Genomic DNA, 26,061 nt, shown 5'->3' with positions numbered 1-26,061 from the left:
TTGGCAAATCAACCTTTGATTATAGCGGTCGCCCCCGCGGAAAACGCCGTCAGCGCGGGGTGCCTGCCGGCGCGGCCGCCGTCGCCGCCGGGACGGGCTCCTTCCAGCCGCCGCCCAGAACCTTGTACGTCTGCACCTGGTTCTGCAGTTGCGCCAGTCGCGTCTGCACCACGGCCTGCTGGGCCGTGAACAGCGAGCGCTGGGCGTCCAGCATGTCCAGATAGCTCGCGATGCCGTTGCGGTAGCGCAAATCGGACAGCTTGAAGCGTTGCGATTCCGCCGCAGCCTGGGCGCGTTGGGCCCTCAGCTGCTCGGCCAGCGTGGCGCGACCGGCCAGCGCATCCGCCACTTCGCGGAAAGCGGTCTGGATCGACTTTTCGTACTGGGCGACTGCGATGCTGCGCGCCGCGTTCGCGGATTCGAGGCCGGCCTGGTTGCGACCTGCATCGAAGATCGGCAGCAGCAGTTGTGGTGCCAGCGTGAAGCCCCACGAGCCGCTCTTGAACAGGCCGTCGAGCTCGTTGCTGGCCGTGCCGACCTGCGCAGTGAGCGAAATGCGCGGGAAGAACGCCGCCCGCGCCGCGCCGATATTGGCGTTGGACGCGATGAGCTGCTGCTCCGCCTGGCGGATGTCGGGCCGGTTGACCAGCAGATCCGAGGGCAGGCCGGCGGGCACTTGGGGCAGGTCCAGCGCATCGGTCAGGCGCGCGGTGCCGCCGGCCAGCACACCCTGCGGCACGGGCTGGCCGAGCAGCAGCACCAGCGCGTTCTCGTCGAGCGCGCGCTGCCGTTGCACCTGCGCCAGCGTGGCGCGGGCCGATTCGGTCAGCGACTCGGCCTGGCGGTAGTCCAGCTCGGACGACGCGCCGTTGTCGAAGCGCAGCTTCGTGAGCTTCATCGACTCTTCGCGCGTCTCGACCGTCTGGCGCGTGATGGAGAGCAGTTCCTCGTCGGCCAGCAGCGTGAGCCAGTTGGTTGCCACGGCACTCACGAGCGTGATCTGTGCGGCCTTGCGGCCCTCGTCGGTGGCCAGATACTGCGCCAGCGCCTGCTCCTTCAGGCTCGCGATGCGACCGAAGAAGTCGATCTCCCAGGCGGAAAGGGCCAGGCCCACGCTGAAGCTGTTGGTGAGGTCGCCATTGAACGCGTTGGGCTGCCGCGATGCATTCGCCGCTGCGTTGATGGTGGGGAACTGGTCGGCCCGGCGGATCTGGAACTGCGCACGCGCCTGCTCGACGTTGAGCATGGCGACGCGCAGGTCACGGTTGTTCTCCAGCGCGATGCCGATCAACTGCTTGAGCCGCGCATCGGTGAAGTAGTCCTGCCAGTCGATGTTCGCCGCGGCGCTGGCCGTCTGGCCGGCGGTGGCAGCGGGGCTGCCCGGGAAGGTGGCTGACACCGGCGCTGCGGGGCGCTGGTATTCGGGAATCATCGAGCAGCCCGTGAGCACGGCCAATGCCAGCGGTGCCAGCATGAACAGGCGGCGCTGCGTATCGAGTTTGAAGTTGGTCTTAGTCATGGGGCTTTTCTCCCACGCCGGCCGCTGTCGCGTGCTTGGCGTACATCTCATGTTGCCGCTTGCTTCCCTTGAAGATGCCACGCACCACCACGAAGAACACCGGCACGAAGAACACGGCCAGCACCACCGCGGTGATCATGCCGCCGATCACGCCGGTGCCCAGGGCGCGTTGCGCGGCCGAGCCGGCGCCCGATGCGATGAACAGCGGCACCACGCCCAGGATGAACGCGAGCGAGGTCATCACGATCGGGCGGAAGCGCAGGTGCGCGGCCTCGAGCGCGGCTTCCACCGCCGTGCGGCCCTGCGCCTGCAGGTCTTTCGCGAACTCGATGATCAGGATGGCGTTCTTCGCCGACAAGCCGATGATCGTGATCAGCCCCACCTGGAAGTACACGTCGTTCGACATGCCCCGGAACAGGGTGCCCAGCACCACGCCCAGCACGCCCAGCGGAACCACCAGGATGACCGACAGCGGGATCGACCAGCTCTCGTACAGCGCGGCCAGGCACAGGAACACCGCCAGGATCGCGAAGCCGTAGAGGATGAGCGCCTGCGCGCCGGCGAGCTTTTCTTCGCGCGACTGGCCGGTCCACTCGAAGCCGAAGCCCTGCGGCAGTTGCGATGCGAGGCGTTCCATCTCGGCCATGGCGGCACCCGAGCTGTAGCCCGGCGCGGCCGAGCCGCTGATGCGCACGGCCGGGTAGCCGTTGTAGCGCACGGTCTGCATGGCGCCGGTGATCCAGCGCGTCGTTGCAAAGGCCGACAGCGGAACCGGCTGGCCCTTGCTGTTGCTGGCGTTGAGCTTGAGCAGGTCTTCCGGTTGCATGCGCGCGGGCGCATCGGCCTGGATCACCACGCGTTGCAGGCGACCCGCGTTCGGGAAGTCATTCACGTAAGACGACCCCAGGGCCGTCGACAGCGCGCTGTTGATCGACTCGAAAGGCACGCCCAGCGCGTTGGCCTTGTCACGGTCGATGTCGATGCGCAGTTGCGGCGCATCTTCCAGGCCGTCGGGGCGCACCTGCGTGATGATCTTGCTCTGCGCCGCCATGCCCAGCAGCTGGTTGCGCGCGGCGATCAGCTTCTCGTGGCCCTGGCCACCGCGGTCCTGCAGGCGGAAGGTGAAGCCCGAGGCCGCACCCAGTTCCGGAATCGGCGGCGGGCTCAGCGGATAGATGAACGCGTCGCGGATGCCCATGAGTGCGCCGAACGCGCGGCCGGCCAGTGCATCGGCAGATTGCCCCGGCTCCTTGCGTTCGGACCAGTCCTTTAGCGTCACGAAGGCGAGTGCGGCGTTCTGCCCCTGGCCCGAGAAGCTGAAGCCCATCACGCCGACCATGCTCTCCACTTCCGGCTGCTTGAGGATGAAGCCTTCGACCTGTTCCATCACGGCCTGGGTGCGCTCGATGGTGGCGCCCGGCGGCAGCTGGATGTTGACGAGCATCGTGCCCTGGTCTTCACCCGGCAGGAACGATGTGGGCAGGCGCGTGTAGACGAACGCCACCACGCCGATGATTGCGGCGTAGATGACCAGGTAGCGTGCAGCGCGCTTGAGGATGCGTGCGACCACGCTTTCGTAGCCCTTGGCGGTGCGCGAGAAGCTGCGGTTGAACCAGCCGAAGAAGCCCTTCTTTTCGTGGTTGTGGCCCGCTGCCACCGGCTTGAGAAGCGTGGCGCACAGCGCGGGCGTGAGCGACAGCGCCATGAACGCCGAGAACGCGATGGATGTCACCATCACCGCAGAGAACTGGCGATAGATGTTGCCGACCGAGCCGCTGAAGAATGCGAGCGGCACGAATACCGAGATCAGCACCACGGTCACGCCGATGATGGCGCCGGAGATCTGGCCCATCGCCTTGCGTGTGGCTTCCAGCGGTGACAGCCCTTCCTCGCTCATGATGCGCTCGACGTTTTCCACCACCACGATGGCGTCGTCCACCACGATGCCGATCACCAGCACCATGCCGAACATGGTGAGCACGTTGATCGAGAAGCCCAGCGCCAGCAGCATCGCGAACGTGCCGAGCAGCGCCACCGGCACCACGATGGTCGGGATGATGGTGTAGCGCCAGTTCTGCAGGAACAGGAACATCACCAGGAACACCAGCACCACGGCTTCCACCAGCGTCTCGGCCACCTGGCGGATCGAGATGCTGACAAAGCGCGAGCTGTCGTAGGGAATGGCGTATTTCACGCCTTCGGGGAAAAAGCGCTGGAGCTCGTCCATGCGTTGTCGCACCGCCTTGGCGGCGGCCAGCGCGTTGCCCGAGGGCGAGAGCTGCACACCGATACCGGTGGACGGCTTGCCGTTCAGGCGTGCGGAGGTGGCGTAGCTCTGGCCACCCAGTTCGATGCGGGCCACGTCCTTCAGGCGCACGGTGGAGCCGTCGGTGTTGGCGCGCAGCACGACGTTGCCGAACTGCTCGACGCTCGTGAGCTGCCCATTGACCACCACCGTCGCGGTGATGCCCTGGCCCGAGATGTTGGGCAGGTCGCCGATGGTGCCGGAGGCCACCTGTGCGTTCTGCGATGCGATGGCGGTGCGCACGTCTGCAGCCGACAGGTTGAAGCCGGTCAGCTTGGCCGGATCGATCCAGATGCGCATGGCGCGCTCGGTGCCGAACTGCTGGGCCTGGCCGATGCCGGGCAGGCGCTGGATTTCCGGGATGATGTTGCGCGACGCGTAGTCACCCAGGAACACCGGGTCGTGCGCCGGGTTGTCGGAAGACAGGATCGTGAACAGCAGGAAGTTGGAGCGCGACTTGTCCACGCGCACACCCTGCTGCGTCACCGCGGCGGGCAGGCGGGGCGAGGCGCGCGACAGGCGGTTCTGCACGTCCACCTGCGCCAGGTCGGCATTGGTGCCGGGCTGGAACGAGATGGTGATGCTGCCCGTGCCATCGGCCTGCGCGACCGATTCCATGTAGACCATGCCGGGCGAGCCGTTCATTTCGCGCTCGATCACCGACAGCACGCTGTCTTCCAGTGTCTGTGCGGAAGCGCCCGGATAGGCGGCATTGATGACGATGGCAGGCGGCGCCACCGGCGGATATTGGGCGATGGGCAGTTGCGTGATCGACACGACGCCCATCACGATCACGAACAGTGCGATCACCCACGCGAAGATGGGCCGATCGATAAAAAACTTTGCCATTGAGAGGGACTCCTTACTGCTTGGCCGGTGCCGGGGCAGCAGAGGTTTCTTCTGATTTGGCGGCAGGTTTCCATGGCACCGGCTTCACCGGCGCGCCACCCTGCAGCTTCTGGAAGCCGTCCACCATGACCTGCTCACCGGCCTTCAGGCCATCGAGCACCACCCACTGGTTGCCCTTGGCCGAACCGATCTTGATGGTGCGGGGGCTCACCTTGCCGTCGGGGCCGACCACCATCACCGTGTCGGCGTTGGCGGTGCGCGTCACGGCCTGCTGGGGCAGCGTGATGGCGTTGGTGGCCTGCGCCTGTTCGAGGCGCACGCGCACATACAGGCCGGGCAGCAGCGTGCCGCCGGGGTTGGGCACTTCGGCGCGCAGCGTGACCTGGCCCGTGGTGCTGTCTACCGTGAGGTCGGAGAACAGCAGCTTGCCGGGGCGCGCGTATTCGGTGCCGTCTTCCAGCACGATGCGCACGCTGGCGGCGTCCTGACCGCTGGCGCGCTTGAACTGGCCGGTTTCCATCGCGCGGCGCAGCTTCATCACGTCTGCCGCGGACTGCGTGAAGTTCACGTACATCGGGTCGATCTGCTGCACCACGGCAAGCTGCGTGGCTTCGCCCTGGCCGACCAGCGCGCCTTCGGTCACCAGCGCGCGGCCGATGCGGCCGGAGATCGGCGAAGTCACGGAGGCGTAACCGAGGTTGATGCCGGCCGTCGTCACGGCTGCCTTGGCCACGGCCACATCAGCCTCGGCCTGCTTCTGCGCGGCGACCGCGTTGGCGTATTCCTGCTTGCTCACCGCATTGGCTTCGACCAGCGGCTTGTAGCGCTCGGCAAGGGCCGTGGCTTGCTGCAGATTCGCTTCTGCGCGGGCCTGCGACGCCTTGGCCGATTCGGTCTGCGCGGCGTACGGCGCGGAATCGATGCGGAACAGCGGCTGGCCCGCCTTCACGTCGCTGCCTTCGCGGAACAGGCGTTCCTGCAGGATGCCGGCGGCGCGGGCCCGGACCTGCGCCACGCGCGACGCTTCGAGCCGGCCCGGCAGCTCGGTGATGAGGCCCACTTCTCCCGGGGTCACGGTCACCACGCCCACTTCGGCGGGCGGCATGCCGCCACCGGGAGCGCCGCCCTGCGGGGCGTCTTTCTTGCCGCAGGCCGACAGGAGCAGGGCGATCGCAAGAAGCAGGGGAACGGAGACGAGGTTTCGGGACGAGAAAGCAACAGGGGAGACAAGACGCAAGGCAGGCATGCGGTTCCTTCCGGGACAGGCGTTGTTATTGATACTGATGCCCAACAGCAGGAGCCCGCACGGCGGGCATCAACTGCAAAGGGGTTGGGGTTTTCGGCAAGCGGCGTAGTTTACATACATTTGTGAATGTATAGTTACGGCTTGGGCTTACAGAAACCCGGGTTTTACACCGGGACCACTGCAAGATTTTCCCCGTTCGTAACAAGATTTTGTCAGGAGACAGCCCGTGGTCCGCCGCACTAAAGAGGAAGCCCTCGCCACCCGCCATGCCTTGCTGGACGCGGCGGAGCACCTGTTCCAGCAGCGCGGCGTATCGCGGACCACGCTCAACGACATCGCCCAGGCCGCTGGCCTCACGCGCGGCGCCATCTACTGGCACTTCAAGGACAAGGCCGACCTCTTCAACGCCATGATGGAGCGCGTCACGCTGCCCATGGAAGAGTCGCTGCAACGGCTGGACGAATCGGACGACCCGCTCGTCAAGATCCGCAGCTCCATGACCGACGCGCTGCTCAAGGTCATCGAAGACCCGCAGGCACGCCGCGTGTTCGACATCGCCATGAACAAGGTCGAATACGTCGACGAAATGGAAGCCGTGAAAGAGCGGCACCTGTCCGCGCGCGACGAATGCGTCGCCCACCTGCAGGACGGCCTGCGCGTGGCCGCCCGCCAGCGCGGCGTGAAACTGCCCGTGCCCCACGCCATCGCCGCCCACGGCCTGCACGCCATGATCGACGGGCTCATCCAGAACTGGCTGCTCTCGCCCGGCGCATTCGATCTGGTCGTCACCAGCAAGCGCGCGCTCGACACCTACCTCGCCGGTCTGGGCCTCGCAGACAGTGGCGAAGACGTCCGTCCTGTCACCGCCAAAGTCATTCCCCTCCGGGCCGCACGCCGATAGGGGATAATGCCGGACTTGCCCCCAGGCGCCACACCTGCCGGGCCACGCGGCTGTAGCTCAGTGGATAGAGTATTGGCCTCCGAAGCCAAGGGTCGTGGGTTCGATCCCCGCCAGCCGCACCAGATTTCCCGGCCTGAACTTTACGGCTTATATGCGACTCCGTACGATCGTCTGATACGGTGGTGTGGCAATGACCCGAAATGCTATTTCCCGGGCCCGCGTGGCCGACGCTCTCACGGATGCCATTTACGATGCGGCGCTGGATCCGCAGCAGTGGCCCGTAGTCATGTCACATCTCAGGACGTGCTTTCGCAGCGAGGCGGAGACTTTCTATGTTCTGGATTTTGACACGCGGCGCCTCACGCGCGGCCATTTATCCGGGATCGACCCGGGTTGGATGGATCGGTTCGACGAGCTTTATTTCGCACCGGACAACCCGTGGACCGCACATTCGCTGGCGCTGCATCGACCGGGTGTAGTGCGCACCAACGAGCGACTGGACGACTACACGCGCGACCCTGGCGTTCTCTACCGTTCTGCTTACTACAACGAGTGGCTGTATCCGCAGGGCTTGCGCCACAGCTTGGGCAATACGCTCACGACCGACCGGCGTGGCATTGCCAATGTCACGTTGCTACGTGCTCGGGACCTGCCGAGCTTCAGTTCAGGCGAAGTGCGGCAGTTCGAGGGGTTGACTGGCCATTTCGCTCGCGCATTGCGTTTGCGCGAGCGGTTTGGTGAAACGAGTCTGCGGCGCGATCTGCTTGCGGAATCGCTTGACCGGTTGCGCGGCGGCATGCTCATTGTGGATGCGGACGGACGTCTGGTGCATGGCAACCGTGCGGCGATGGAGGTTCTGGCAAGACACGATGGCCTCACGTATCGCGACTGTCGGGTCGAGGCGGCACTCGATCACGACCGGGCGGCCTTTGCTGCGCTGTTGCGCGGTCATGCGCGCGAAGGCTTTGACGGGCAGTCAAGGGAGTCGCTTGATCTCCAGCGCAGTGACGGGCGCCAGCCTCCGATGCGCGTGCATGCGGTGGGCCTGCGGCTCCCGCTCGCTTCCGCTGATTCGTTCCGCCAGTGCGTGATGCTGGTACTGGATGACACCTCCGGTGTACAACCATCGCGCACGCAGGTGCTGCAGCGTCGATATGGCCTGACACTGGCGGAAGTGCGTCTTGCCAGCTGCCTGATGGATGGCCTGACGCTGCGCGAATCCGCAGAGCAGCTTGGCTTGACGTACGGCACTGCGCGCACACGGCTCAAACTGGTTTTCGGCAAGACAGGTACGCATCGCCAGGCTGAACTCGTCGGTCAGCTCACGCGCTTGACCGACTCGCCTCTGCGTGGGCATTGATCCTGCACTTTTCGCTCCTCCCTCCCAACTGGGAGGTGCGACCTGTGGCCGCAGGGCCTATCGTGCATGCAGTTCCATCTGCAAAGGAGTCACCGTTGTCCACGATCGCCTTGGTGTTGTCTGCCCCGCGCCGCCGGGCTGCCCGCATGTGCGGGCTGATGGCCGCGCTTGTTGTCTGTGCCGCGATGTCGACCGTTCATGCCCAGCCAGCGTTCGACGCAGCCGGCGTGAAGCCCGGTATGACGGAAGTCGAGGCCATAGCCGCAATCCAGGCCCATCGCAGTGGCGGACGGGTGCAGAAGCGCACCATGACCTACAGCTACAGCGATGGTGTGCAGCAGCTGAACACGCCGGCGTTCCTGTACGAGATCGTGGTGATGTATGACGGCAAGGAAGCGGAGAACTTCCGGCTCTACTTCGCACCCGCGCCGAGCGAATCGCGCGTGGTCGGTTTCACGCGGTCGGTGGTCGTTGCATCGCCTCCCACACAGGCTCAGCTGAGCTCGCAGCTCGGGCAGAAATACGGCACGCCCGTGGCGACCGGAAAGAACTATGCCGACCTGAACATGGTCTGGGGCGAACCTGGCAAACCCATGTGTTGGCGTACAACACCGAAGACCACGTCCATTGGTCAAGGCGAGGCCAGCGACATCGTAGGTCTGCTGAAGCGCCAGCAGGCCAAGGGCAATGCGCCTGCGGACCTTTCTCAGTGTGGTGTTGCTGCAAGTGCCACGCTGGTGGGTGAGCCTGTCCGCAGCCTCACGGTGCGCATCACGGACTACGGCGCGTGGGCATCGACACAGGCCAAGGCGCAGCAGTGGGTAGAGGGCATGCGGGAGGCAGCCGTCAAGTCACGTCTGGGCAAGGGGGCGGGGCCGAAGCTCTGATTCGCCGCATCAACGACAACTCACGTCTAGACCAGCATCAGCCTTTCAATCTTCTGATTCGCGCCCTTCAACTTCTTGAACAGCGCCAGCAGCAAAGCCTTGTCCATGCTGACCATGGCATCGGTGTCGGACCGCAGGGCTTCGATCACGGTCTTGCTGAACTCGGCGACGATGATCTTGTCGTCGGCGATGACGGTGGCGGACGTGGCGACGGTGCCGTCGGTGAAGAAGATGCCTTCGCCGAAGCAGTCGCCGGTTTCGATGGTGCCGACGAGTTTGCCGTTGCGGAACGCTTCGGCCGCGCCGTACAGGATCACATAGAACGCCTTCATGTCGTCGTCCTGCGAGGTGATGCGGACGTCGGAGTGGAAGGTCCTGATCTGCGCCATGTCGGAGATGTGCCGCAGCCACTCGTCGGCGACGGGCTGGAAGAAGGAGCAGTTGCGCAAGGCGTCGAACCGGGCGGACGGGTCTTCGGTCAGTTGCCTGGCGTGGGTCGCGAAATAGTCGTCGATGGCGTCGAACTCGTTCATGCGTGCTCCGCGTTCAGGCCTTGGGCGGCGGGGCCGGCATTTCTTCCAGCGACAGTTCCATCGGCGGCGGTTTGACTGCGGGGGCAGGCGCTGGAACAGGCGCTGGGGCGGACGCAGGCTCCGGTCGCTTGATGTTGACGACCAGCGGCCCGGTCGATTCCTCTTCCTCGGGTTCCTTGTCGATCTGCAGCGACAGCCCGCTGGTTGCGGCATCGCCGCCGGGCAGTTCTTCGCGGATGAAGCGTTTGCTGTTGAGCTTCAGGCGCAGCATCAGCTCGCTCTTGGCGTCCGAGTTGACCTGCGCTTCCTGCAGCGAAATGTCGCCCGCGTCGTAGAGTTCGTACAGGCACTGGTCGAAGGTCTTCATGCCCAGCTCGACCGACTTCTTCATGATGTCCTTGAGCTGGCCGATTTCGCCCTTGGCGATGGCATCGCGCGATGTCGAGGTGCTCAGCAGGATCTCCACCGCCGCCGCGCGCCCGCCCGACATATTGCGCACCAGCCGCTGCGAAATGATCGCGCGCATGTTGAGCGCGATGTCGTTGCGCACCTGCTCGTGCTTCTCGATCGGGAAGAAGTTGACGATGCGGTCGATGGCCTGGTTGGCGCTGTTCGCGTGCAGCGTGGCCATGCACAAGTGGCCCGTCTCGGCGAAGTTGAGCGCGTACTCCATCGTTTCGTGATCGCGGATTTCGCCGATCAGGATCACATCGGGCGCCTGGCGCAGCGTGTCTTTCAGCGCGTCGAACCAGCCCACGGTGTCGATGCCCACTTCGCGGTGCGTCACGATGCAGTTGCCGTGCGGGTGCACATACTCCACCGGGTCTTCGATCGTGATGATGTGGCCGTTGGTTTCGCGGTTGCGCACGCCCAGCATCGCTGCCAGCGTGGTCGACTTGCCGGACCCCGTGCCACCGACCAGCAGGATCAGTCCGCGCTTTTCCAGCACGATCGACTTGAGGATCGGCGGCAGGTTCATCTTGTCGAAGTCGGGAATCTCGGTGGTGATGACGCGGATCACCATGCCGCATCGCTGTTGCTGCGAGAAGATGTTGATGCGGAATCGCCCCACACCTTCCAGCGAAATCGCGAAGTTCTGGCCCTTGGTGTCCAGGTAGCCCTGCCACTGCTTTTCGGAGGCGATGGCGCGCGCCATCTTGGCCGTCTGGTCCGCGTTCAGCACGGTCTCGTTGAGCTTGGTGAGCTTGCCGTTGAGCTTGATCGCGGGCGGGAAGCCGGCCGTGAGGAACAGGTCCGACCCCTTCATCTGGACCATGGCCGCGAGCATCTTGTGCACGATGGCCTGGATCTGTTGTCTTTCCTGCTGTTCCATGGCTTCCCCTCAGTTGCCGTGACCGGATCTGTTGTCCCTACCCCAAGCCGGCATCGTATCGGAGGCGATGCGGATGTTCCACAAATTGTTGGAGCGACGTTCAGGAGAGTGCGTGAGGCGACGCAGCAGTGACGGCTTCTACGCCGGGGGCGGACTGGATCACTTTCAGACCCCGGGTGGCCTGCACCAGGTCCGGCGGCAACGCCTGGTCGACCACCAGCACCTGCACCTGGTCCCACGTCAGGCTGGTGATGAGGCCGGGGGTGCCGAATTTGCTGGAGTCGGCGACGACGATCACCGTAGCAGCCTGGGGGATGACGGTCTGCTTGAATTCGACTTCGAAGGGGTCGAAGTCGAGACAACCGCCCTTGGCGCTCAGGGCCGCAACGGAAAGCACGAAGAAGTCGGGGTGCAGCTGCGTGGCAAAGCGCAGGGCGTTGGCGCCCGCCAGTGTCATGTCGCTGCTGCGCAATGTGCCACCGGGGAGGAGCACGGTGTGACGGTCGCCGCTCTGGGCGAGCGCGCGCGCCACTTCCAGGGAGGGGGTGGCGATGGTGAGGCCGCGGCGCTCGGCCAGCGCCTCGGCAACGAAGCAGGCGGTGCTGCTGTTGTCCAGCACCAGGCTCGCGCCATCTGGCAGAAGGCCGAGGACCTGCTGCGCGAGCCGGCGTTTGGCCGCCACGTTGCTGCGCAGGCGTAGCTGGAAGGGCGATTCCTGCACGTCGCGATGCAGGCTGACGCCGCCATGGAATTTCTGGACGATGCCATCGTCCGCGAGCACCTGCAAGTCGCGACGGACGGTTTCACCGGAAACGGCGAGCCGCTGCGCAAGTTCGATGATCGTGATGGACGGTGTGGTGCGCAGGATCTCGACGATGCGTTCCTGCCGTGCGCTCAGCACCGGTGTAAGGCTCATGAAGCTGTCTCCTCGGGGCTCTCTCCGGTCCATATTCTCCCTGCAACGGCCCTGCCTGGCCTCATGCGCGTTCCGCGAGGGCCAATCCGCTCTGGCTGTCGAAAACCCGCAGCCGCGCGATGTCTGCCGTCAGTACGGTGGATTGGCCGGTTTCAAGGGCGACGTCGGGGGCTGCGCGCACGAGGACGCCGACGTCCCCGACCCGGATCTGGGCGTAGGCTTCGGCGCCCAGCCGTTCGACGCGCTGGACCACGCCGCTCCAGCGCAGCGGTGATGCCGCTGCGACTGCATCGTTGGCCGCCAGGCCGACTTCTTCCGGCCGCAAGCCCAGCACGGTGCCGGGGCGCAGGGCGTCCACGCCGTACCGGTCGCCGAGCCAGGCGCGGCCCGCGCCGTCATCCTGCGGCACCGGCAGGAAATTCATCTCCGGAGAGCCGATGAACGATGCGACGAAGCGGGTTGCCGGCGCGCGGTAGATGTCCATCGGCGCGCCCACCTGTTGCAGCCTTCCACCGTCCATGACGGCGATGCGGGTGCCCAGCGTCATCGCCTCGACCTGGTCGTGCGTGACGTAGACGATGGTGATGCCCAGTTCGTCATGCAGGCGTTCGAGCTCACCGCGCATGTGCGTGCGCAGCTTCGCATCGAGGTTCGACAGCGGTTCGTCGAACAGGAAGACCTTGGGCTTGCGCACGAGCGCGCGGCCGATCGCCACGCGCTGGCGTTGTCCGCCCGAGAGTTCGTTGGGTCGGCGCTGGAGCAATTCGGTGATCCGCAGGCGCTGTGCCGCGTCCTGCACACGCGCATCGATCTCGGGGCGCGAGAGCCTGCTCGTGCGCAACAGGCCGAACGCCATGTTCATGTACACGGTCATGTGCGGGTAGAGCGCGTACGACTGGAACACCATCGCGATGTCACGCTCATGCGGCTCGGCGTGCGTGACGTCCTTGCCGCCGATGACGAGCTTGCCCTCGCTGATGTCTTCCAGCCCGGCGATCATGCGCAGCGTCGTGGATTTGCCGCAACCCGAGGGTCCGACGAGAACCATGAACTCGCCTGCTTGCACCTCGAGGTCGAGGTGGTGGACGGCCGTGTGGTCGCGGTAGCGTTTGCAGATGCCCTGAAGTGAAATGGCAGCCATGATGTGTGTGCGGTGTGGATGAGAGGGTTATTTCAGGCCGGCGTGCATGAAGCTGTCGACGAAGCGGCGCTGGAAGATCACGAAGAACAGGAGCAGTGGCGAGATCACCACCATGGTGGCGGCCATGAGCCGCGGCCAGTCGGCGCCGCTGTCGGCCTTGGCAAGCAGTCCGAGACCAATCGGCAGCGTGCGCACACCTTCGCTGTTGGTGACGAGCAGCGGCCACATGTAGTCATTCCAGTGCGTGACCACGGAGATCATCCCGAAGGCGATCAGCGTGGGCTTGACCAGCGGCAGGTACACGTGCCACAGCGTGGCCCAGTGCCCGCAGCCGTCCAGGCGCGCCGCGTCGGCGAGGTCGTTCGGCACCTGGCGGAAGGCCTGGCGCAGCATGAACGTGCCGTAGCCGCTCGCGATGAAGGGCACCATCAACGCCCACAGGCTGTTGAGCAGGCCCATCTCGCGCACCGTGATGAAGTTGGTCAGGAAGGTCGCGTAGATCGGGAACATGATCTGCAGCAGGAACAGTCCGAACAGAAAGTCGCGCCCGGGGAACCGCAGGCGTGCAAACGCATACGCCGCGAGCGTGATGGTGGTCATCTGCGCGAGCAGGATGCCGCCCGTGACAAGCAGCGAGTTCAGCAGATAGGTGCCGAACGGCGCCACCGCCATAGCCGCGGGATAGTTGCTCCATTGCAGGGCCTGCGGCAGCAGCCCGGCGGCCGGATCGAAGATCTCGGCGCGCGTCTTGAACGAGGTCAGCAGCATCCAGGCCAGCGGGCAGAGCCACAGCACGACTGTGGGCAGCAGCAACCACTGCATCCAGCGCGAACGCCCGAAAAGCTTTTTCATCAGCATGTTCATCGTCCCAGGTAATGCACGCGACGGCCCAGCGTCAGCGCCACGATGCCGATCAGTGCGCCGACGACCAGCAGCAGGATGGTGGCGATCGCCGAGGCGGTGCCGATGTCCTGGAACTGGAAGGCGTTCTGGTAGATGTAGAACGTGAGCACGTTGGTGGCATCGGCCGGGCCGCCCTGCGTCATCACGAACACATAGTCGAAGATCTGGTAGGAGTGCAGCACGCCGATCACGACGACGAAGTAAAGCGTCGGCGAGATGAGGGGCACGGTGATGTGCACGAGCTGCCGGAATCCGGACACACCGTCGAGGCGGGCGGCTTCGTAGAGGTCACGCGGCACCAGTTGCAACGCGGCCAGCAGGATGAGCATGAAATACCCGGCGTACTTCCAGATGCTCATGAAGATGATGGCCGGGAGCGCCCACCTCGCGTCGTACAGCCATTCCAGCTTGGGCAGGCCGAGCCATTCCATCAGCCCGTTGATGGGCCCGTAGCCCGGCGCGTACAGGAATACCCACACCATGCCGGCGGCGACCGAAGGCACCATCACCGGATAGAAGAAGGTCGAACGGTACAGGGCCGTTCCGCGCAACTTGCGATCCAGTGCCACGGCCAGGAGCAGGGCGAGCCCTATGGAGGCCGGTACGGTGACCACCATGTAGACCACGGTGTTGCGCAGCGATTTCCAGAACAGTTCGTCGAGCCACAGGCGCCGGTAGTTGTCCCAGCCGATGAAGAAGATGTCTGTCGAGCCGAGTTGCACATCGAAGAAGCCGTACGCCATCGAACGGACGATCGGCCAGTAGGTGAATGCGGCCAGGAACACCAGCGACGGCGCGAGCATCACCAGGGCGGTGAGGGATTCGCGACGCCGCTGGCTGCGCACCGCCATCGTGGAGATGGCGGCCCCGGTTGGAGCCAGCGTCGTGGTCATCGTGTTGTCAGGTGCGGCGACGGGAGAGTCGCTGGATTTCGAGGTTGGCCTTGGCGGTGGCGTCCTTCAACGCGGCGTCGGGCTTGATCTCGCCGCTCAGCGAACGATCGATGGCGCTTTGCAGGAACGAGCGGACCTTGTGATAGCCGGGTACCTGCAGGAAGGCGCCTGCCACCTCCGCCGTGACGAATGCGGCACGCGACTCGGGCACCTTGGCCACGTGCGCCTTGAGCACCGGCGTTTCCCACGACGATTTGCGTGCGGCCAGGTAGCCGGTGTCCACGCACCATTGCGCCTGGTTGGCGGTATTGGTCATCCAGCGGGCGAAGGTCCACGCGGCGCGCTTGTGCGCGTCGGGTTGCTTCTTGGCGATGAGGATCGGGCCGCCACCCATGGTGGAACCCAGTTGCTTGCCCTTGGGCATCGGCACCACGCCCACCGGGAAGGACGAGGACTTGAGGATGTTGGTCATCGAACCGGTGGAGTGATAGAGCATCGCCGTGCGGCCGGCCATGAAGTCGTTGGCGGAACTCTCCCACGTCGATGCTGCCGGCATGTACTTGGCCTGCGCCATGCGCACCCAGAACTCCAGGGCGTTGAGGCTTTCCGGCGCGTCGAACATCACCTTTTCCTTGTTCCAGAAGACCAGGCCGTTCTGGCGCACGAAGCTCTCGAAGATCCAGTCATGCCAGCCGCCGCCGATGGTCAGCCCCCATTGCGAGACGGTGTCGCCCTGGCGCACCGTCAATGCCTTGGCCGCCGCTTCGAGTTCGGTCCAGTTGGTGGGCGGTTTCGCGCCCGCTTTTTCGAACGCGGCCTTGTTGTAGTACAGCACCGGCGTGCTGCACTGGAACGGCAGACCGTAAAGCTTGTTGTCCGACATGCAGGTGCCCAGGAAGCCGGGCAGGAAGTCCTGGAAGATGTCGTCGGCTTTGGCCAGTGCGGTCACATCTTCCAGGGCGTCCATGCCCAGGAACGTGGTGAGCATGGAATTGATCGGCAGCCAGCTGGCCGGCGGGTCGCCGACACCCAGTGCGGTCATGACCTTCTGTTCGGTGTTGTCGTAGCTGCCGGCGTAGATCGCCTCGACCTGGATGTTGCCGTGTGCGGCGTTGAAGCCGGCGATCATGGCACTGACCAGACGGTTGATGTCGCCCGACACGCCCACCGGGTACATGAAGGCGAGCTTGACTTGCTGCTGGCCCGAAGCGAACAGCGGCATGCCGCCGAGCATGGCGGCGGCGGAAACAGAGGCGCCCTGTTTCAGGAATTGGCGGCGCGGAGTGGGTGCGGAAGCGGAACTGGTCATTTCATGGCTCCAAGTGACGAGGGTTGATGGAAATGGCTGCAGGAAAGCAGGCACGCCACATGCTGCAATCCCAATGTGACAAACACATGAAATCCACATTTGCAATTTCTGTTCCACATTTTTCTGTGGAAGTTTGTTGAATTGAAGATAAACTGAGGATGTATGCCGAAGTCGTTACTGATTGCCCAACTTTCCGATGGCCATCTGGGCACGGGTGCGGACTTCCTGGGCGGTCGAATCGACACGCGGCTCGCACTGCGGCAAGCGGTGGCGCACGTGCGGGGGCTGGACCCGCTCCCCGATGTCGTGCTCTACACCGGTGATCTGGGCGAACGTGGCAATGCGCAGGAGTACGAGGCCATTGCGGCCGAACTCGCGCCGCTTTCCATGCCTGTGTACGCCGTGCCGGGCAACCACGATGCCCCCATCGTGGCGCGGCACGCCCTCGGAGCGTGCATGCCCGTCGGACCCGATGCACCGGACGGTGCATGCTGCTACCACGTGCAGCACGAGGGCCTGCATCTGATTGCGCTGGACACGGTTGTGCCGCGCAGTTCGCACGGCGCGCTCGACGCTGCCCGGCTCGACTGGCTGGCCGGGGTTCTCGGGACCTGCCGGGGCGAACCCGTCCTGCTGTTCATGCATCACCCGCCATTGCCGACCGGCATCGAAGTGATGGATGCCTGCAGTCTGATGGAAGGCGTGGAACCGCTGGCGGCGTTGATCCGGGCGCACGGGCATGTCCAGGGTGTGTTGTGCGGCCATCTGCATCGCCCGGTACAGATGACATTCGCCGGCGTACCGCTGCACGTCGCACCGTCGATTGCGCACCAGATCCAGCTTGACTTGCGGCCGGGTGCACCGCTGCGGGCGCGGCTGGAACCTCCGAAGATTTCGCTGCATCGATGGACGCCGGCACTTGGCCTGTGCACGCACTTGAGCTATACCGGAGACTTCGGAGAAGGACTACCGCTGTGATACGTGCGCAGGCCGGCCTCGAGCTGCACCATTTCCAGGATCTGAAGGCGCTGCTGGCTTGCGCGTCGCCAGCGCGATCGGGCGACGAGCTGGCAGGTCTTGCCGCCACCAGCCAGCAGCAACGCATCGCCGCGCGCGAGGCGCTGGCCGCCTTGCCGCTAAGGCATTTCCTTTCGGAAACGGTCGTTCCGTACGAGGACGACGAGGTCACGCGGCTGATCATCGACGGGCACGATGCAGCGGCCTTCGCGTCTGTTTCGCACCTCACCGTCGGCGGCCTGCGCGACTGGTTGCTGTCAGATGCGGCGGACTCTGTCGCGTTGCAGGCGCTGGCGCCGGGGCTGACGCCCGAAATGGTGGCGGCGGTGAGCAAGCTCATGCGCAACCAGGACCTGATCCTCGTCGCCAGCCGCTGTCAGGTGGTGAGCCGTTTCCGCAACACGCTGGGCTTGCCCGGGCATCTGGCAGTGCGGCTGCAGCCCAACCACCCGGCCGACAGTCCGGCGGGCATTCTTGCGAGCATCGTGGACGGGCTGATGTACGGCGCGGGCGACGCCTGCATCGGCGTGAACCCGGTGAGTGACAGCGTGCCCGAACTGGTGCGTCTGCTGCACCTGTTCGACGAGATCGTGCATCGGCACGACGTACCCACGCAGAGTTGCGTGCTCACCCACGTCACCAACACGATGCAGGCCATCGAGCAGGGCGCGCCGGTGGACCTGGTGTTCCAGAGCATCGCGGGCACCGAAGGTGCCAACCGCAGTTTCGGCATCCATCTGGGTTTGCTGGACGAAGCGCATGCCGCTGCGCAGTCGCTCGCGCGCGGCACGGTGGGCAACAACCTCATGTATTTCGAGACGGGGCAGGGCAGTGCGCTCTCCGCCGGGGCGAACCATGGCGTGGACCAGCAGACGCTGGAGGCGCGCGCCTATGCGGTGGCGCGTCGCTACCAGCCGCTGCTGGTGAACACGGTGGTCGGTTTCATCGGGCCTGAGTACCTGTACGACGGCAAGCAGATCATCCGCGCGGGCCTCGAAGACCATTTCTGCGGCAAGCTGCTGGGCCTGCCGATGGGTTGCGACATCTGCTACACCAACCACGCCGAGGCCGACCAGGACGACATGGACAACCTGCTCGTGCTGCTGGCCAGCGCCGGGCTCAACTTCATGATGGGCGTGCCCGGCGCGGACGACGTGATGCTCAACTACCAGAGCACGTCGTTCCACGATGCGCTGTTCGTGCGGCAGTTGCTGGGCAAGAAGCGCGCGCCCGAGTTCGATGCGTGGCTGCAGAAGCAGGGTCTGGTCGATGCGCACGGCGCGTTGCTGCCGGTGGAGCAGACGCCGGCGCTTGCCCGCGGATTCAGCCCGCTGCTGGGGATGCCATGACAAAGGAAGTTGCGCAGGATCCGTGGTCCGCCTTGCGACGCCATACACCCGCGCGCATTGCGCTGGGCCGCAGCGGCACGAGCCTGCCGACGCACGAGCTGCTGCAGTTCTCCTCCGCGCATGCGCGTGCGCGCGATGCCGTGCATGTGCCGCTCGATACGGCAGCGCTCATGCAGGAGCTCACGCAGGACGGCTGGGCGCCCGTCGTCGTGCAGAGCCAGGCGACTACACGACAGGACTACCTTCGCCGCCCCGACTGGGGGCGCAAGTTGCGGGCTGAGGACCGTGACGCGTTGCGTGGCGTGGCGCAGGCCGGGGACGGCGGTGGCGTCGACCTCGCGGTGGTGATCGGCGACGGGCTCTCCGCGCTCGCCGTGCAATCGCATGCGGCGACTGCGCTGCGCTCGCTCAAGGCGGCGCTCGGCGGGCCTGCAGCAGGAGCGCCGCTGACCTGGGCGCCGATCGTGGTCGCCACACAGGCGCGCGTGGCGCTGGCCGACGAAGTGGGCGCGGCACTGAACGCCAGGCTCGCGCTCATCCTGCTGGGGGAACGCCCGGGCCTGAGTTCGGCCGACAGCCTGGGGGCCTATCTCACCTTCCAGCCGCGTGTGGGGCGCACCGATGCAGAGCGCAACTGCGTGAGCAACATCCGGCCCGACGGTTTGTCGCCCGAAGCTGCGGGCGCACGCCTCGCTTGGCTCGTGCGGCAGTCGCTGCGCATCGGGCTCACCGGTGTCGGGCTCAAGGACAACAGCAGCGTCGAAACACTGGCTTCATGAGTCATCCCCATCCCGTCACACTGGCCCTGTTCGATCTCGATCACACGCTCCTGGATGGGGACGGTGACGATCTCTGGTGTCGCTTTGCGGTGCATCACAAACTGGTCGATCCGGCCGTTGCCCCGGAAAACGATCGCCTCGGCCAGGACTACCGCAAGGGCCTGGTCAGCGTGCAGACGTTCAGTGCCTTCTATGCGTCGTTGCTGGCCGGTCGGACGCCTGCCGAATGGGCGCCCTGGCAGGACCGCTTCCTGGCCGAAGTGATCCGCCACCGATTGCCCCCGGCTGCGCGCGCGCGCGTCGAGCATCACCGCGCACAGGGGCACACGCTGGTTCTGACAACGGCCAGCAATCGCGTGATCGCCGAGCGTTCCGCCACTGAACTCGGGTTCGAACACCTGCTCGCGACCGAACTCGAGCAGGAGGACGGTCGTTTCACGGGCCGTTTGCAGGGCATACCCAACATGCGCGAGGGCAAGCTCGTGCGGCTGCGTGCCTGGCTGGCGTCACGTGGATGGCCAGACTCGCTGCTGGACACTGCGTGGTTCTACAGCGATTCCATCAACGATTTGCCATTGCTCCAGGCAGTAGGCCTTCCGATGGCCACCAATCCGGACGCGAAACTGCGCGACCATGCGCAGCAGCATGGCTGGGGTGTGGTGCAACTGCTCTGAGAGCGTGGGCCGGGCGCTCACACCGACCGCATCAACCCGCCGTCCACACGGATGTTCTGTCCCGTGATGTAGCCCGCGCCTTCCGAGGCGAGGAAAGCCACGGTCGCTGCGATCTCTTCGCTCTTGCCGTAGCGCTTCATGGGCACGGTGTCCCGGCGCGCATCAGTCTGAGGCAGGCTGTCGATCCAGCCGGGCAGCACGTTGTTCATCCGGATGTTGTCGGCGGCGTAGGCGTCGGTGAAGAGCTTGGTGAACGACGCGAGCCCCGCACGGAACACGGCCGACGTCGGGAACTGCGCGACGGGCTCGAAGGCCCAGGCGGTGGAGATGTTCACGATGGCACCACCGCCGTTCTTCTGCATGTGCGGCGTGACCAGGCGCGTGGGCCGCACGACGTTGAGCAGGTAGACGTCCATGCCGCGGTGCCAGTCGGCATCGGTGATGTCGAGGATGGGTGCGCGCGGCCCGTGCCCAGCGCTGTTGACCAGTACGTCGATGCGGCCGAAGCGTTCGACGGTGAGGTCGACGAGCCGGCGCAGGTCGTCGTCGGACTGGTTGGAGCCGGTGACGCCCAGGCCCCCGAGCTCCCTGGCGAGCGCCTCGCCCTTGCCGGATGACGACAGGATGGCGATGTCGAACCCGTCCGCAGCAAGCCTGCGGGCGCACGCTGCCCCCATGCCGCTGCCGCCTGCCGTGATGATGGCCACTTTCTTTCCGCTCATGAAACGAAACCCCTTTGCCGAATCGGATTGCAATGGAGCGGCATCCTACGCGCCCGCTGAAGCCGGCGCCGCGTGCCGGAAATCGCCAATCCGACTACCATCCGGCTGCGGTTACACACCACGAACACCAGCCGGAAAGCGCCCGCCATGACCTATCGCCGATTCAAAGCCTTCGTCGCCTGTGGCGCGCTCGCTGCCTGCCAGTCGCCCATCATGGAGCCGGGCGATCCGCGCGTGAGCAATTCGCAGCACTTCGACGCCAAGGGCGGGGTGTTCGTGAACGAGGCGAATCCGCACGAGAAGCCCTCGAAAGGCTCGTGGGACATCTGGTCGCGATTCCTGTTCGGCAGCAAGGAAGGCACGGTGCCCAAGGACGCGATCCCGCTGCGCAAGCTCGACCGGGCGGCGCTCGACGCGTTGCCCGACGACGCCAACCACATCATCCGACTCGGCCATTCGTCGCACCTGATGAAGCTGCGCGGCAAATGGTGGCTGATCGATCCCGTGTTCGGCGAACGCACCTCGCCGTTCTCCTTCGCCGGGCCGAAGCGCTTCCACCAGCCGCCGCTTGCGCTGGCCGATGTGCCGCCGATCGAAGCGCTCGTGCTGTCGCACGACCACTACGACCACCTCGACGTGTTCACCATCGAGGCGTTGAAAGACCGCGTGCAACGCTACCTGGTGCCGCTCGGCGTGGGCGAGCGGTTGCGGCGCTTCGGCATCGACCCGGCGAAGATCCAGGAGTTCGACTGGTGGCAGGACGTGCAGGTGGGCGACGTCAAGGCAACGGCCGCCCCGGCGCACCATTTCTCGGGCCGCACACTGTGGGACCGCAACAGCACCCTGTGGGCGTCGTGGGCCTTCACGAGCGGCAACCAGCGCATCTACTTCAGCGGTGACTCGGCCTACTTCCCCGGCTTCAAGGAGATCGGGAAGAAGCTCGGCCCCTTCGACATCGCACTGATGGAAAACGGCGCGTACGACGCCTACTGGCCGTCGGTACACATGATGCCGGAGGAGACCGTGCAGGCGTTCAGGGACGTCGGCGCGAAGACGCTCTACCTCGTGCACAACAGCACCTTCGACCTGGCGTTCCATCCGTGGCGCGAGCCGATGGACCGCGTCGCCGCCATCGCCGAGAAGGAGGGCGTCGATCTCGCGACGCCCGTCATCGGCGAAGTGCTGACCGTGGGCGCGGCCCGCCAGAACCAGCGCTGGTGGAAAGACCTTCGCTAGCCCTGGGGATCAGCTCACGCGCGGAATCAGCCGCCGCTCGACCACATTGCCCGAGATGCTTTCCGAGCCGTCGCCGATCAGGTGCATCAGCGTCGGCACGACTTCCTCGGCCTTCGAAACGCCGAGCGAGCGTTCGTACATCGCCAGCTCTTCAGCGCTCGCCGAGGCGAGGAACACCGGTGTGGCCACCAGTCCGGGCGAGAGCGCGTTCACACGCACGCCGAAGGTCCGCAGTTCCAGTGCCGCCGATTTCACGAGGCCGATGATGCCCGCCTTCGTCGCTGCATAGGCGGCGGCGCCGGGCCAGCCGTTGGACGCGAGGCCTGAAGTGAATGCGACGATCGAACCCTTGTGCTGGCGCTTCATCACGGGAAAGAGCGCACGCATCAGGTGGAAGACGCCGGTGAGGTTCACATCGAGGTGCCGCTGCCATTCGGCGTCGGAGAGTTCGTCGATCGGCGTGCGCTTCTGGATGGCGCTGGTGAGCACGGCCGCGTCGATGCGCCCGGTCTGCACGACGAGCGAGGCCACGGCGGCGTCCACCGCCTTCGCATCGGCGATGTCCACCTCGGCGCGGATCAGCCGCTCGCCCTGCAGGCTGGCGAGTCCGGCCTTGTCGATGTCCATCGCCATCACGGTGGCGCCGGCGTCCAGGCAGGCCAGCACGGTGGCGCGGCCAATGCCGGACGCACCGCCCACAACCAGCACCGTGCAACCCGTGAAGTCATAGGTGACGTTCATGCCATCTGCTCCTCGCCTGCCTTCACGGCAGCCAGCGTCGGCGGCGGCATGCCGGTGATCGATTCATACAGCCTCGCGGCCTGGTCTGGCGTGCCGTCCATCGGCACGATGTACGCGATGTACTCGTCGGGCCGCACGAGCACGAGTGTCGGCCCTTCGAAGCCCATGCGTTTGCGCATGGCGTCGCCCGGATCGAGCAGGCTGCGGTCGCGCAGGCCGCTGTCGTGCGGCGCGTCGTAGCGCGAGACGACATGGTGGCGCAGCGCCGGCGACGATTGCGGCGGCACGACCGGGCGGCGCCGCGCATCGCAGAAGTACAGCGCGGTGAAGCGGCCGCTGCACACGTCGTGGATGCGTTGCTGGGAACCGGCGGGCGTGTGCACCAGGAAGTCGGGCAGGCGGTCGCCATCGCGCGCAGCAGGTCGCGTGCTGCGCACGACCATCGACCAGTCGCTTTTGCCGTGCACGTCCAGCCGCACGCCGAGCATGGTGCGCGTGGCGGCGTTGGACCAGTTGTTGTCGGACATGGCGAAGGCCGCGTCCGAGCGCTGGCTCATCGACATGCGGGCAGCCTCGGCCATTTCACCGGAGCCGTGTACCGCCAGCGGATGCTGCTCGCGCTCGTAGCCGTCGATCAGCGCGGCGTTGCCCCAGCCGCGCAGATACCATGCGAGACGCCAAGGCAGGTTGGACGCATCGAGTGCGCCGGTGTTCAGGCCCAGCGCCCACATCGGCGTGATGAGATGGGCCGCGTCGCCCAGCAGGATCACGCGGTCCTGCTGCCATCCGGTGGCCACGCGGTGATGCACGCGGTAGCTCACGCGGTTGATCACCTTCACGTTGTCGACATGGCCGATGAAAGACATGGCCTTGTCGCGCAACTCGTTCTCGGCAGGCTCGTCCACCCCCTCGGGCAGCGGATAGAGGAAGCGCCAGCAATGCGGGTGGCGGACCAGGATCATCCACTCCACCGGGTCGGCGAAGTAAGCGAGATACGGATAGTCGCGGGGGTTCTCGACGTCCAGGTCCACCGCGAGGTCGACCAGGCCGTACTTGACCGGCAACGACATGCCTTCGACGGGCACGCCCATCTGTTCGCGTACCGTGCTGCGGCCGCCATCGCAGCCCAGCAGGAACGAGCAACGCTCGCGCACTTCGCCTTCGGGCGTGTCCAGCCACAGGTCGACGCCGTCGCCCGATGGCTCGTAGCGCGTCAGCCTGTGCTTCATGCGGATCGTGACGAGACCGGTGCGCGCCAGCCGCTCGGCCAGGATCGGCTCCAGATCATGCTGGGGCAGGTTGATGACGAACGGATAGCGCGTCTCGTCCGACAGCGCGTCCAGCAGGACGGGATAGGTGGACTTCTGCGTGCGCTTGTCGATCTCGCCGATCTCGTCGACACGCAGCGCCTGCGCGAGCACCTCGTCGGCGACGCCATAGCGACGGAAGATCTCGAGCGTGCGGCTGAGGATCGTTCCGGCCTTGGTGTCCAGCGAGAGCTTCGGATCGTCTTCGTACAGCACGCACGGAATGCCGTAGTACGCGAGGCCGAGCGCGGTGGTCAGGCCCACCGGCCCGGCCCCGACGATCGCCACTGGCAGCTTCCCGGGGTTGGGACTGTTCATGTCTCGGCAGGTCTCAGGGCTTGATGGGCGGGTTGGGCAGGAAGCCTTCGACGTAGATGCCTTCGGCCGTGAGCTTGGTGCCGGGCACCTCGACGTTGTTGTTGATGAAGTCGACGGTGCGCTTCATCTTGTCCTTCGAGATCGTGCCGTAGCCCTTCTCGGTGACATCCGGCGTGACGGCCAGGCGGCGCAGCAGCTTGAGTTCTTCCACGATGACGCCCTGGTCGAGCGCCTTGAGGTACTTCACCTGGATGGCCGCGGCTTCTTCGGGGTTGGCCATCGCATCCTTCCAGCCACGCATGGCAGCCTTCACGAAGCCCTTCACGAGTTCGGGGTTGGCCTTGAGGTAGTCCTCTTTCACACCGATGCTGTTGGAGTACAGGTCGAGGCCGTAGTCACCGAGCAGCAGGCATTGCGGCTGCGCGCCGCCGGTCGCGGCGCGGCGGATGCCCGGCTCGCTCATCAGGAAGTTGTCGATGGCCTGCACCTTGCCGGCCACCAGCATCGGCACGCGCGCGGCACCGTCGATGTTCACGATCTTCAGCGTCGACGCGTCGAGCTGGTTCATGCGCATGAAGGCGGACCAGATCTTGGGCATGAACGAGGCCGTGCTCGAGCCGAGTTCCAGGCCGACGAGCTGCTTGGGCGTCGTCACGTTCGCGCCGGTGGTCAGCGTGAACACGCAGTACGGCGGCTTCTGGTAGCTGGTGGCGACGATGCGCACCGAGCTGCCCGCACTGCCGGCGGCCACGAGGCTGGGGACGTCGATGAAGCCGAATTCCGCGAGGCCCGACTCGACGAAGCGCACGGCATCGGCCGTGCCCTTGGAAGGCAGGATGGTGACGTTGAGCTTCTCCTCCTTGAAGTAGCCCTTGTCCAGGGCGACGTACCAGGGGGCGTGACGGCCGAGCGGAATGAAGTCGAGCACGAACTTCACGTCGGTCTGCGCAAAGGCAGTGGAAGCGGATGCGAGCGCGCCGGCGACCAGGGTGACCGTGGCGAGGCGTTTGAGAAGGGCTTTCATGAGGGAACCTTTCGAGGGTGGTGGCGCCTTGCGGACGCCGGGCTGGGTTGGGGGTGTCTCCTGGGCTTTCTGTGTTTACTTGCGCGATGCCTTGAGGATGCGTTTCTGCAGCGACAGCAGATGGGTTTCCATGGCCTTGTGTGCCGCCGTCGCGTCGTGATTGAGGATCGCCTTGAGGATCGCCTCGTGCTCGCGTTGCGTCACGTCCAGGTCCTCGTCCGGCATGATGGACAGGTGCCAGATCGTGTCGGAGCGCTCCTGCAGCGGGCGCTGCGCGTCGGTCAGGATCTTGTTGCCGCACGCGTCGGACACGATGGTGTGGAACGCGCGGTCGATCATGCGGAACGACTCGCGCTGCTGCTGGCTATGCATGGCCTTGGACTTCTGCAGCAGCGAGCGCAGCTCGTTCACCTGCTCCTTGGTGATGCGCTGGGCCGCGAGTGCCGCGATGTTGGGCTCCATGGCCAGCCGTGCTTCGAGCAACGCGAGGATGTCGTGCAGTGAATCGGAGCGCACGATGATCCCCTTGCGCGGGATGACTTCGATCAGGCCCTCGGCCTGCAGGCGATGGATGGCCTGGTGCACCGGCATGCGCCCGATGCCGGTGATGTCGCAGAACTCGGCTTCATTCATGAACGAGCCGGGCTTGAGTTCCAGCGAGAGGATCTTGGTCTTGATGATCTCGTAGGCCTGCTGCGACAACGGCACGCCCGGTGCCGCCGTGGCACGTGCCTTGCTTCGTGGTTTTTCAGGTCCGGTCGCCATGGATCGCATCCTCCTTGTTCGATGCTGTTGACAT

22 protein-coding genes, 1 tRNA gene and 1 pseudogene are annotated in these 26,061 nt (G+C 65.5%); 9 read left to right on the top strand and 15 right to left on the bottom strand.

The window, feature by feature from the left end:
• Positions 1-49: 49 nt before the first annotated feature.
• Genes ACO2Q9_RS07215 through ACO2Q9_RS07205 form a run of 3 tightly spaced genes read right to left on the bottom strand, consistent with a single transcriptional unit; the run spans position 50 to position 5,919 of the window.
• Complete coding sequence (locus ACO2Q9_RS07215; RefSeq protein ID WP_423309758.1) at positions 50-1,519, bottom strand: efflux transporter outer membrane subunit; 1,470 nt, start codon at positions 1,517-1,519, stop codon at positions 50-52.
• A complete protein-coding gene (locus ACO2Q9_RS07210) occupies positions 1,512-4,673 on the bottom strand; it encodes an efflux RND transporter permease subunit (RefSeq protein ID WP_423309756.1) in 3,162 nt (1,053 codons plus the stop codon). Before ACO2Q9_RS07210 ends, ACO2Q9_RS07215 begins: the two co-directional genes overlap by 8 nt.
• Positions 4,674-4,686: 13 nt before the next feature.
• Complete coding sequence (locus tag ACO2Q9_RS07205) at positions 4,687-5,919, bottom strand: efflux RND transporter periplasmic adaptor subunit (protein ID WP_423309754.1); 1,233 nt, start codon at positions 5,917-5,919, stop codon at positions 4,687-4,689.
• A gap of 226 nt (positions 5,920-6,145) precedes the next feature.
• Between ACO2Q9_RS07205 and ACO2Q9_RS07200 the strand changes: the two genes are divergently transcribed.
• The 4 genes from ACO2Q9_RS07200 to ACO2Q9_RS07185 all read left to right on the top strand — a co-directional run bounded on the left by ACO2Q9_RS07200 (position 6,146) and on the right by ACO2Q9_RS07185 (position 9,067).
• On the top strand, positions 6,146-6,820 hold the full coding sequence (locus ACO2Q9_RS07200) for a TetR family transcriptional regulator (protein WP_423309752.1): 675 nt from the start codon (positions 6,146-6,148) through the stop codon (positions 6,818-6,820).
• A gap of 46 nt (positions 6,821-6,866) precedes the next feature.
• A tRNA-Arg gene (locus ACO2Q9_RS07195) sits at positions 6,867-6,942 on the top strand.
• Between the two features lie 68 nt (positions 6,943-7,010).
• On the top strand, positions 7,011-8,180 hold the full coding sequence (locus ACO2Q9_RS07190) for a helix-turn-helix transcriptional regulator (protein WP_423309749.1): 1,170 nt from the start codon (positions 7,011-7,013) through the stop codon (positions 8,178-8,180).
• 95 nt (positions 8,181-8,275) lie between these two features.
• The gene (locus tag ACO2Q9_RS07185) at positions 8,276-9,067 is read left to right on the top strand and encodes a hypothetical protein (RefSeq protein WP_423309747.1); all 792 of its coding nucleotides are present in this window, start codon (positions 8,276-8,278) and stop codon (positions 9,065-9,067) included.
• A 26-nt stretch (positions 9,068-9,093) separates the two neighbouring features.
• On the opposite strand, the gene ACO2Q9_RS07180 is transcribed toward ACO2Q9_RS07185, so the two are convergent.
• The 7 genes and pseudogenes from ACO2Q9_RS07180 to ACO2Q9_RS07150 all read right to left on the bottom strand — a co-directional run bounded on the left by ACO2Q9_RS07180 (position 9,094) and on the right by ACO2Q9_RS07150 (position 16,095).
• Positions 9,094-9,600 (bottom strand): cyclic nucleotide-binding domain-containing protein, encoded by a 507-nt coding sequence (locus ACO2Q9_RS07180; protein ID WP_423309744.1) that lies wholly within the window; start codon positions 9,598-9,600, stop codon positions 9,094-9,096.
• Positions 9,601-9,814: 214 nt separating this feature from the next.
• Positions 9,815-10,933 (bottom strand): annotated as a pseudogene (locus tag ACO2Q9_RS07175) (PilT/PilU family type 4a pilus ATPase); the annotation flags it as partial.
• 100 nt (positions 10,934-11,033) lie between these two features.
• On the bottom strand, positions 11,034-11,849 hold the full coding sequence (locus tag ACO2Q9_RS07170) for a DeoR/GlpR family DNA-binding transcription regulator (protein WP_423309741.1): 816 nt from the start codon (positions 11,847-11,849) through the stop codon (positions 11,034-11,036).
• A gap of 61 nt (positions 11,850-11,910) precedes the next feature.
• Positions 11,911-12,990: an ABC transporter ATP-binding protein gene (locus ACO2Q9_RS07165; protein WP_423309740.1), complete on the bottom strand. Its 1,080-nt coding sequence runs from the start codon at positions 12,988-12,990 to the stop codon at positions 11,911-11,913.
• 27 nt (positions 12,991-13,017) lie between these two features.
• A complete protein-coding gene (locus tag ACO2Q9_RS07160; RefSeq protein ID WP_423309738.1) occupies positions 13,018-13,842 on the bottom strand; it encodes a carbohydrate ABC transporter permease in 825 nt (274 codons plus the stop codon).
• Between the two features lie 8 nt (positions 13,843-13,850).
• Positions 13,851-14,786, bottom strand: coding sequence for a carbohydrate ABC transporter permease (locus ACO2Q9_RS07155; protein ID WP_423309734.1), 936 nt, complete (start codon positions 14,784-14,786; stop codon positions 13,851-13,853).
• 7 nt (positions 14,787-14,793) lie between these two features.
• Positions 14,794-16,095: an ABC transporter substrate-binding protein gene (locus ACO2Q9_RS07150; RefSeq protein WP_423309732.1), complete on the bottom strand. Its 1,302-nt coding sequence runs from the start codon at positions 16,093-16,095 to the stop codon at positions 14,794-14,796.
• A gap of 162 nt (positions 16,096-16,257) precedes the next feature.
• On the opposite strand from ACO2Q9_RS07150, the gene ACO2Q9_RS07145 reads away from it, so the two are divergent.
• Genes ACO2Q9_RS07145 through ACO2Q9_RS07130 form a run of 4 tightly spaced genes read left to right on the top strand, consistent with a single transcriptional unit; the run spans position 16,258 to position 19,914 of the window.
• Positions 16,258-17,073: a phosphodiesterase gene (locus ACO2Q9_RS07145; RefSeq protein ID WP_423309730.1), complete on the top strand. Its 816-nt coding sequence runs from the start codon at positions 16,258-16,260 to the stop codon at positions 17,071-17,073.
• Entirely contained in the window at positions 17,070-18,461 is a 1,392-nt protein-coding gene (locus ACO2Q9_RS07140; RefSeq protein ID WP_423309728.1) for an ethanolamine ammonia-lyase subunit EutB, read from the top strand. The genes ACO2Q9_RS07145 and ACO2Q9_RS07140 overlap by 4 nt, the downstream gene beginning before the upstream one ends.
• Complete coding sequence (gene eutC / locus ACO2Q9_RS07135) at positions 18,458-19,240, top strand: ethanolamine ammonia-lyase subunit EutC (RefSeq protein WP_423309726.1); 783 nt, start codon at positions 18,458-18,460, stop codon at positions 19,238-19,240. The genes ACO2Q9_RS07140 and eutC overlap by 4 nt, the downstream gene beginning before the upstream one ends.
• Positions 19,237-19,914: an HAD family hydrolase gene (locus ACO2Q9_RS07130; protein ID WP_423309724.1), complete on the top strand. Its 678-nt coding sequence runs from the start codon at positions 19,237-19,239 to the stop codon at positions 19,912-19,914. The genes eutC and ACO2Q9_RS07130 overlap by 4 nt, the downstream gene beginning before the upstream one ends.
• 17 nt (positions 19,915-19,931) lie before the next feature.
• Here ACO2Q9_RS07130 and ACO2Q9_RS07125 read toward each other — a convergent pair whose 3' ends face one another.
• The gene (locus ACO2Q9_RS07125) at positions 19,932-20,636 is read right to left on the bottom strand and encodes an SDR family oxidoreductase (RefSeq protein WP_423309722.1); all 705 of its coding nucleotides are present in this window, start codon (positions 20,634-20,636) and stop codon (positions 19,932-19,934) included.
• 147 nt (positions 20,637-20,783) lie between these two features.
• On the opposite strand from ACO2Q9_RS07125, the gene ACO2Q9_RS07120 reads away from it, so the two are divergent.
• On the top strand, positions 20,784-21,872 hold the full coding sequence (locus ACO2Q9_RS07120; protein WP_423309720.1) for an MBL fold metallo-hydrolase: 1,089 nt from the start codon (positions 20,784-20,786) through the stop codon (positions 21,870-21,872).
• A gap of 9 nt (positions 21,873-21,881) precedes the next feature.
• Here the strand turns inward: ACO2Q9_RS07120 and ACO2Q9_RS07115 are convergent, their stop codons facing one another.
• From ACO2Q9_RS07115 to ACO2Q9_RS07100, 4 genes are all read right to left on the bottom strand, one after another.
• On the bottom strand, positions 21,882-22,613 hold the full coding sequence (locus ACO2Q9_RS07115; RefSeq protein ID WP_423309718.1) for an SDR family NAD(P)-dependent oxidoreductase: 732 nt from the start codon (positions 22,611-22,613) through the stop codon (positions 21,882-21,884).
• Positions 22,610-24,238 (bottom strand): FAD-dependent monooxygenase, encoded by a 1,629-nt coding sequence (locus tag ACO2Q9_RS07110; protein ID WP_423309716.1) that lies wholly within the window; start codon positions 24,236-24,238, stop codon positions 22,610-22,612. The genes ACO2Q9_RS07115 and ACO2Q9_RS07110 overlap by 4 nt, the downstream gene beginning before the upstream one ends.
• A gap of 13 nt (positions 24,239-24,251) precedes the next feature.
• A complete protein-coding gene (locus ACO2Q9_RS07105; protein ID WP_423309714.1) occupies positions 24,252-25,262 on the bottom strand; it encodes an ABC transporter substrate-binding protein in 1,011 nt (336 codons plus the stop codon).
• A 75-nt stretch (positions 25,263-25,337) separates the two neighbouring features.
• Positions 25,338-26,027: a GntR family transcriptional regulator gene (locus ACO2Q9_RS07100; RefSeq protein WP_423309712.1), complete on the bottom strand. Its 690-nt coding sequence runs from the start codon at positions 26,025-26,027 to the stop codon at positions 25,338-25,340.
• Between the last annotated feature and the right edge of the window lie 34 nt (positions 26,028-26,061).

Source organism: Variovorax sp. VNK109 (genome assembly GCF_049445855.1).
Lineage (GTDB): Bacteria > Pseudomonadota > Gammaproteobacteria > Burkholderiales > Burkholderiaceae_C > JAGOCV01.
This window is presented reverse-complemented; position numbering and strand designations above follow the sequence as displayed.

Coding starts and splice junctions, on each gene's coding strand:
- ACO2Q9_RS07120 (WP_423309720.1), top strand. CDS start 20,784: ATGACCTATCGCCGATTCAAAGCCTTCGTCGCCTGTGGCGCGCTCGCT.
- ACO2Q9_RS07115 (WP_423309718.1), bottom strand. CDS start 22,613: ATGAACGTCACCTATGACTTCACGGGTTGCACGGTGCTGGTTGTGGGC.
- ACO2Q9_RS07145 (WP_423309730.1), top strand. CDS start 16,258: ATGCCGAAGTCGTTACTGATTGCCCAACTTTCCGATGGCCATCTGGGC.
- ACO2Q9_RS07130 (WP_423309724.1), top strand. CDS start 19,237: ATGAGTCATCCCCATCCCGTCACACTGGCCCTGTTCGATCTCGATCAC.
- ACO2Q9_RS07155 (WP_423309734.1), bottom strand. CDS start 14,786: ATGACCACGACGCTGGCTCCAACCGGGGCCGCCATCTCCACGATGGCG.
- ACO2Q9_RS07190 (WP_423309749.1), top strand. CDS start 7,011: ATGACCCGAAATGCTATTTCCCGGGCCCGCGTGGCCGACGCTCTCACG.
- ACO2Q9_RS07125 (WP_423309722.1), bottom strand. CDS start 20,636: ATGAGCGGAAAGAAAGTGGCCATCATCACGGCAGGCGGCAGCGGCATG.
- ACO2Q9_RS07110 (WP_423309716.1), bottom strand. CDS start 24,238: ATGAACAGTCCCAACCCCGGGAAGCTGCCAGTGGCGATCGTCGGGGCC.
- ACO2Q9_RS07105 (WP_423309714.1), bottom strand. CDS start 25,262: ATGAAAGCCCTTCTCAAACGCCTCGCCACGGTCACCCTGGTCGCCGGC.
- ACO2Q9_RS07100 (WP_423309712.1), bottom strand. CDS start 26,027: ATGGCGACCGGACCTGAAAAACCACGAAGCAAGGCACGTGCCACGGCG.
- ACO2Q9_RS07150 (WP_423309732.1), bottom strand. CDS start 16,095: ATGACCAGTTCCGCTTCCGCACCCACTCCGCGCCGCCAATTCCTGAAA.
- ACO2Q9_RS07180 (WP_423309744.1), bottom strand. CDS start 9,600: ATGAACGAGTTCGACGCCATCGACGACTATTTCGCGACCCACGCCAGG.
- ACO2Q9_RS07160 (WP_423309738.1), bottom strand. CDS start 13,842: ATGAAAAAGCTTTTCGGGCGTTCGCGCTGGATGCAGTGGTTGCTGCTG.
- eutC (WP_423309726.1), top strand. CDS start 18,458: ATGACAAAGGAAGTTGCGCAGGATCCGTGGTCCGCCTTGCGACGCCAT.
- ACO2Q9_RS07210 (WP_423309756.1), bottom strand. CDS start 4,673: ATGGCAAAGTTTTTTATCGATCGGCCCATCTTCGCGTGGGTGATCGCA.
- ACO2Q9_RS07165 (WP_423309740.1), bottom strand. CDS start 12,990: ATGGCTGCCATTTCACTTCAGGGCATCTGCAAACGCTACCGCGACCAC.
- ACO2Q9_RS07215 (WP_423309758.1), bottom strand. CDS start 1,519: ATGACTAAGACCAACTTCAAACTCGATACGCAGCGCCGCCTGTTCATG.
- ACO2Q9_RS07170 (WP_423309741.1), bottom strand. CDS start 11,849: ATGAGCCTTACACCGGTGCTGAGCGCACGGCAGGAACGCATCGTCGAG.
- ACO2Q9_RS07205 (WP_423309754.1), bottom strand. CDS start 5,919: ATGCCTGCCTTGCGTCTTGTCTCCCCTGTTGCTTTCTCGTCCCGAAAC.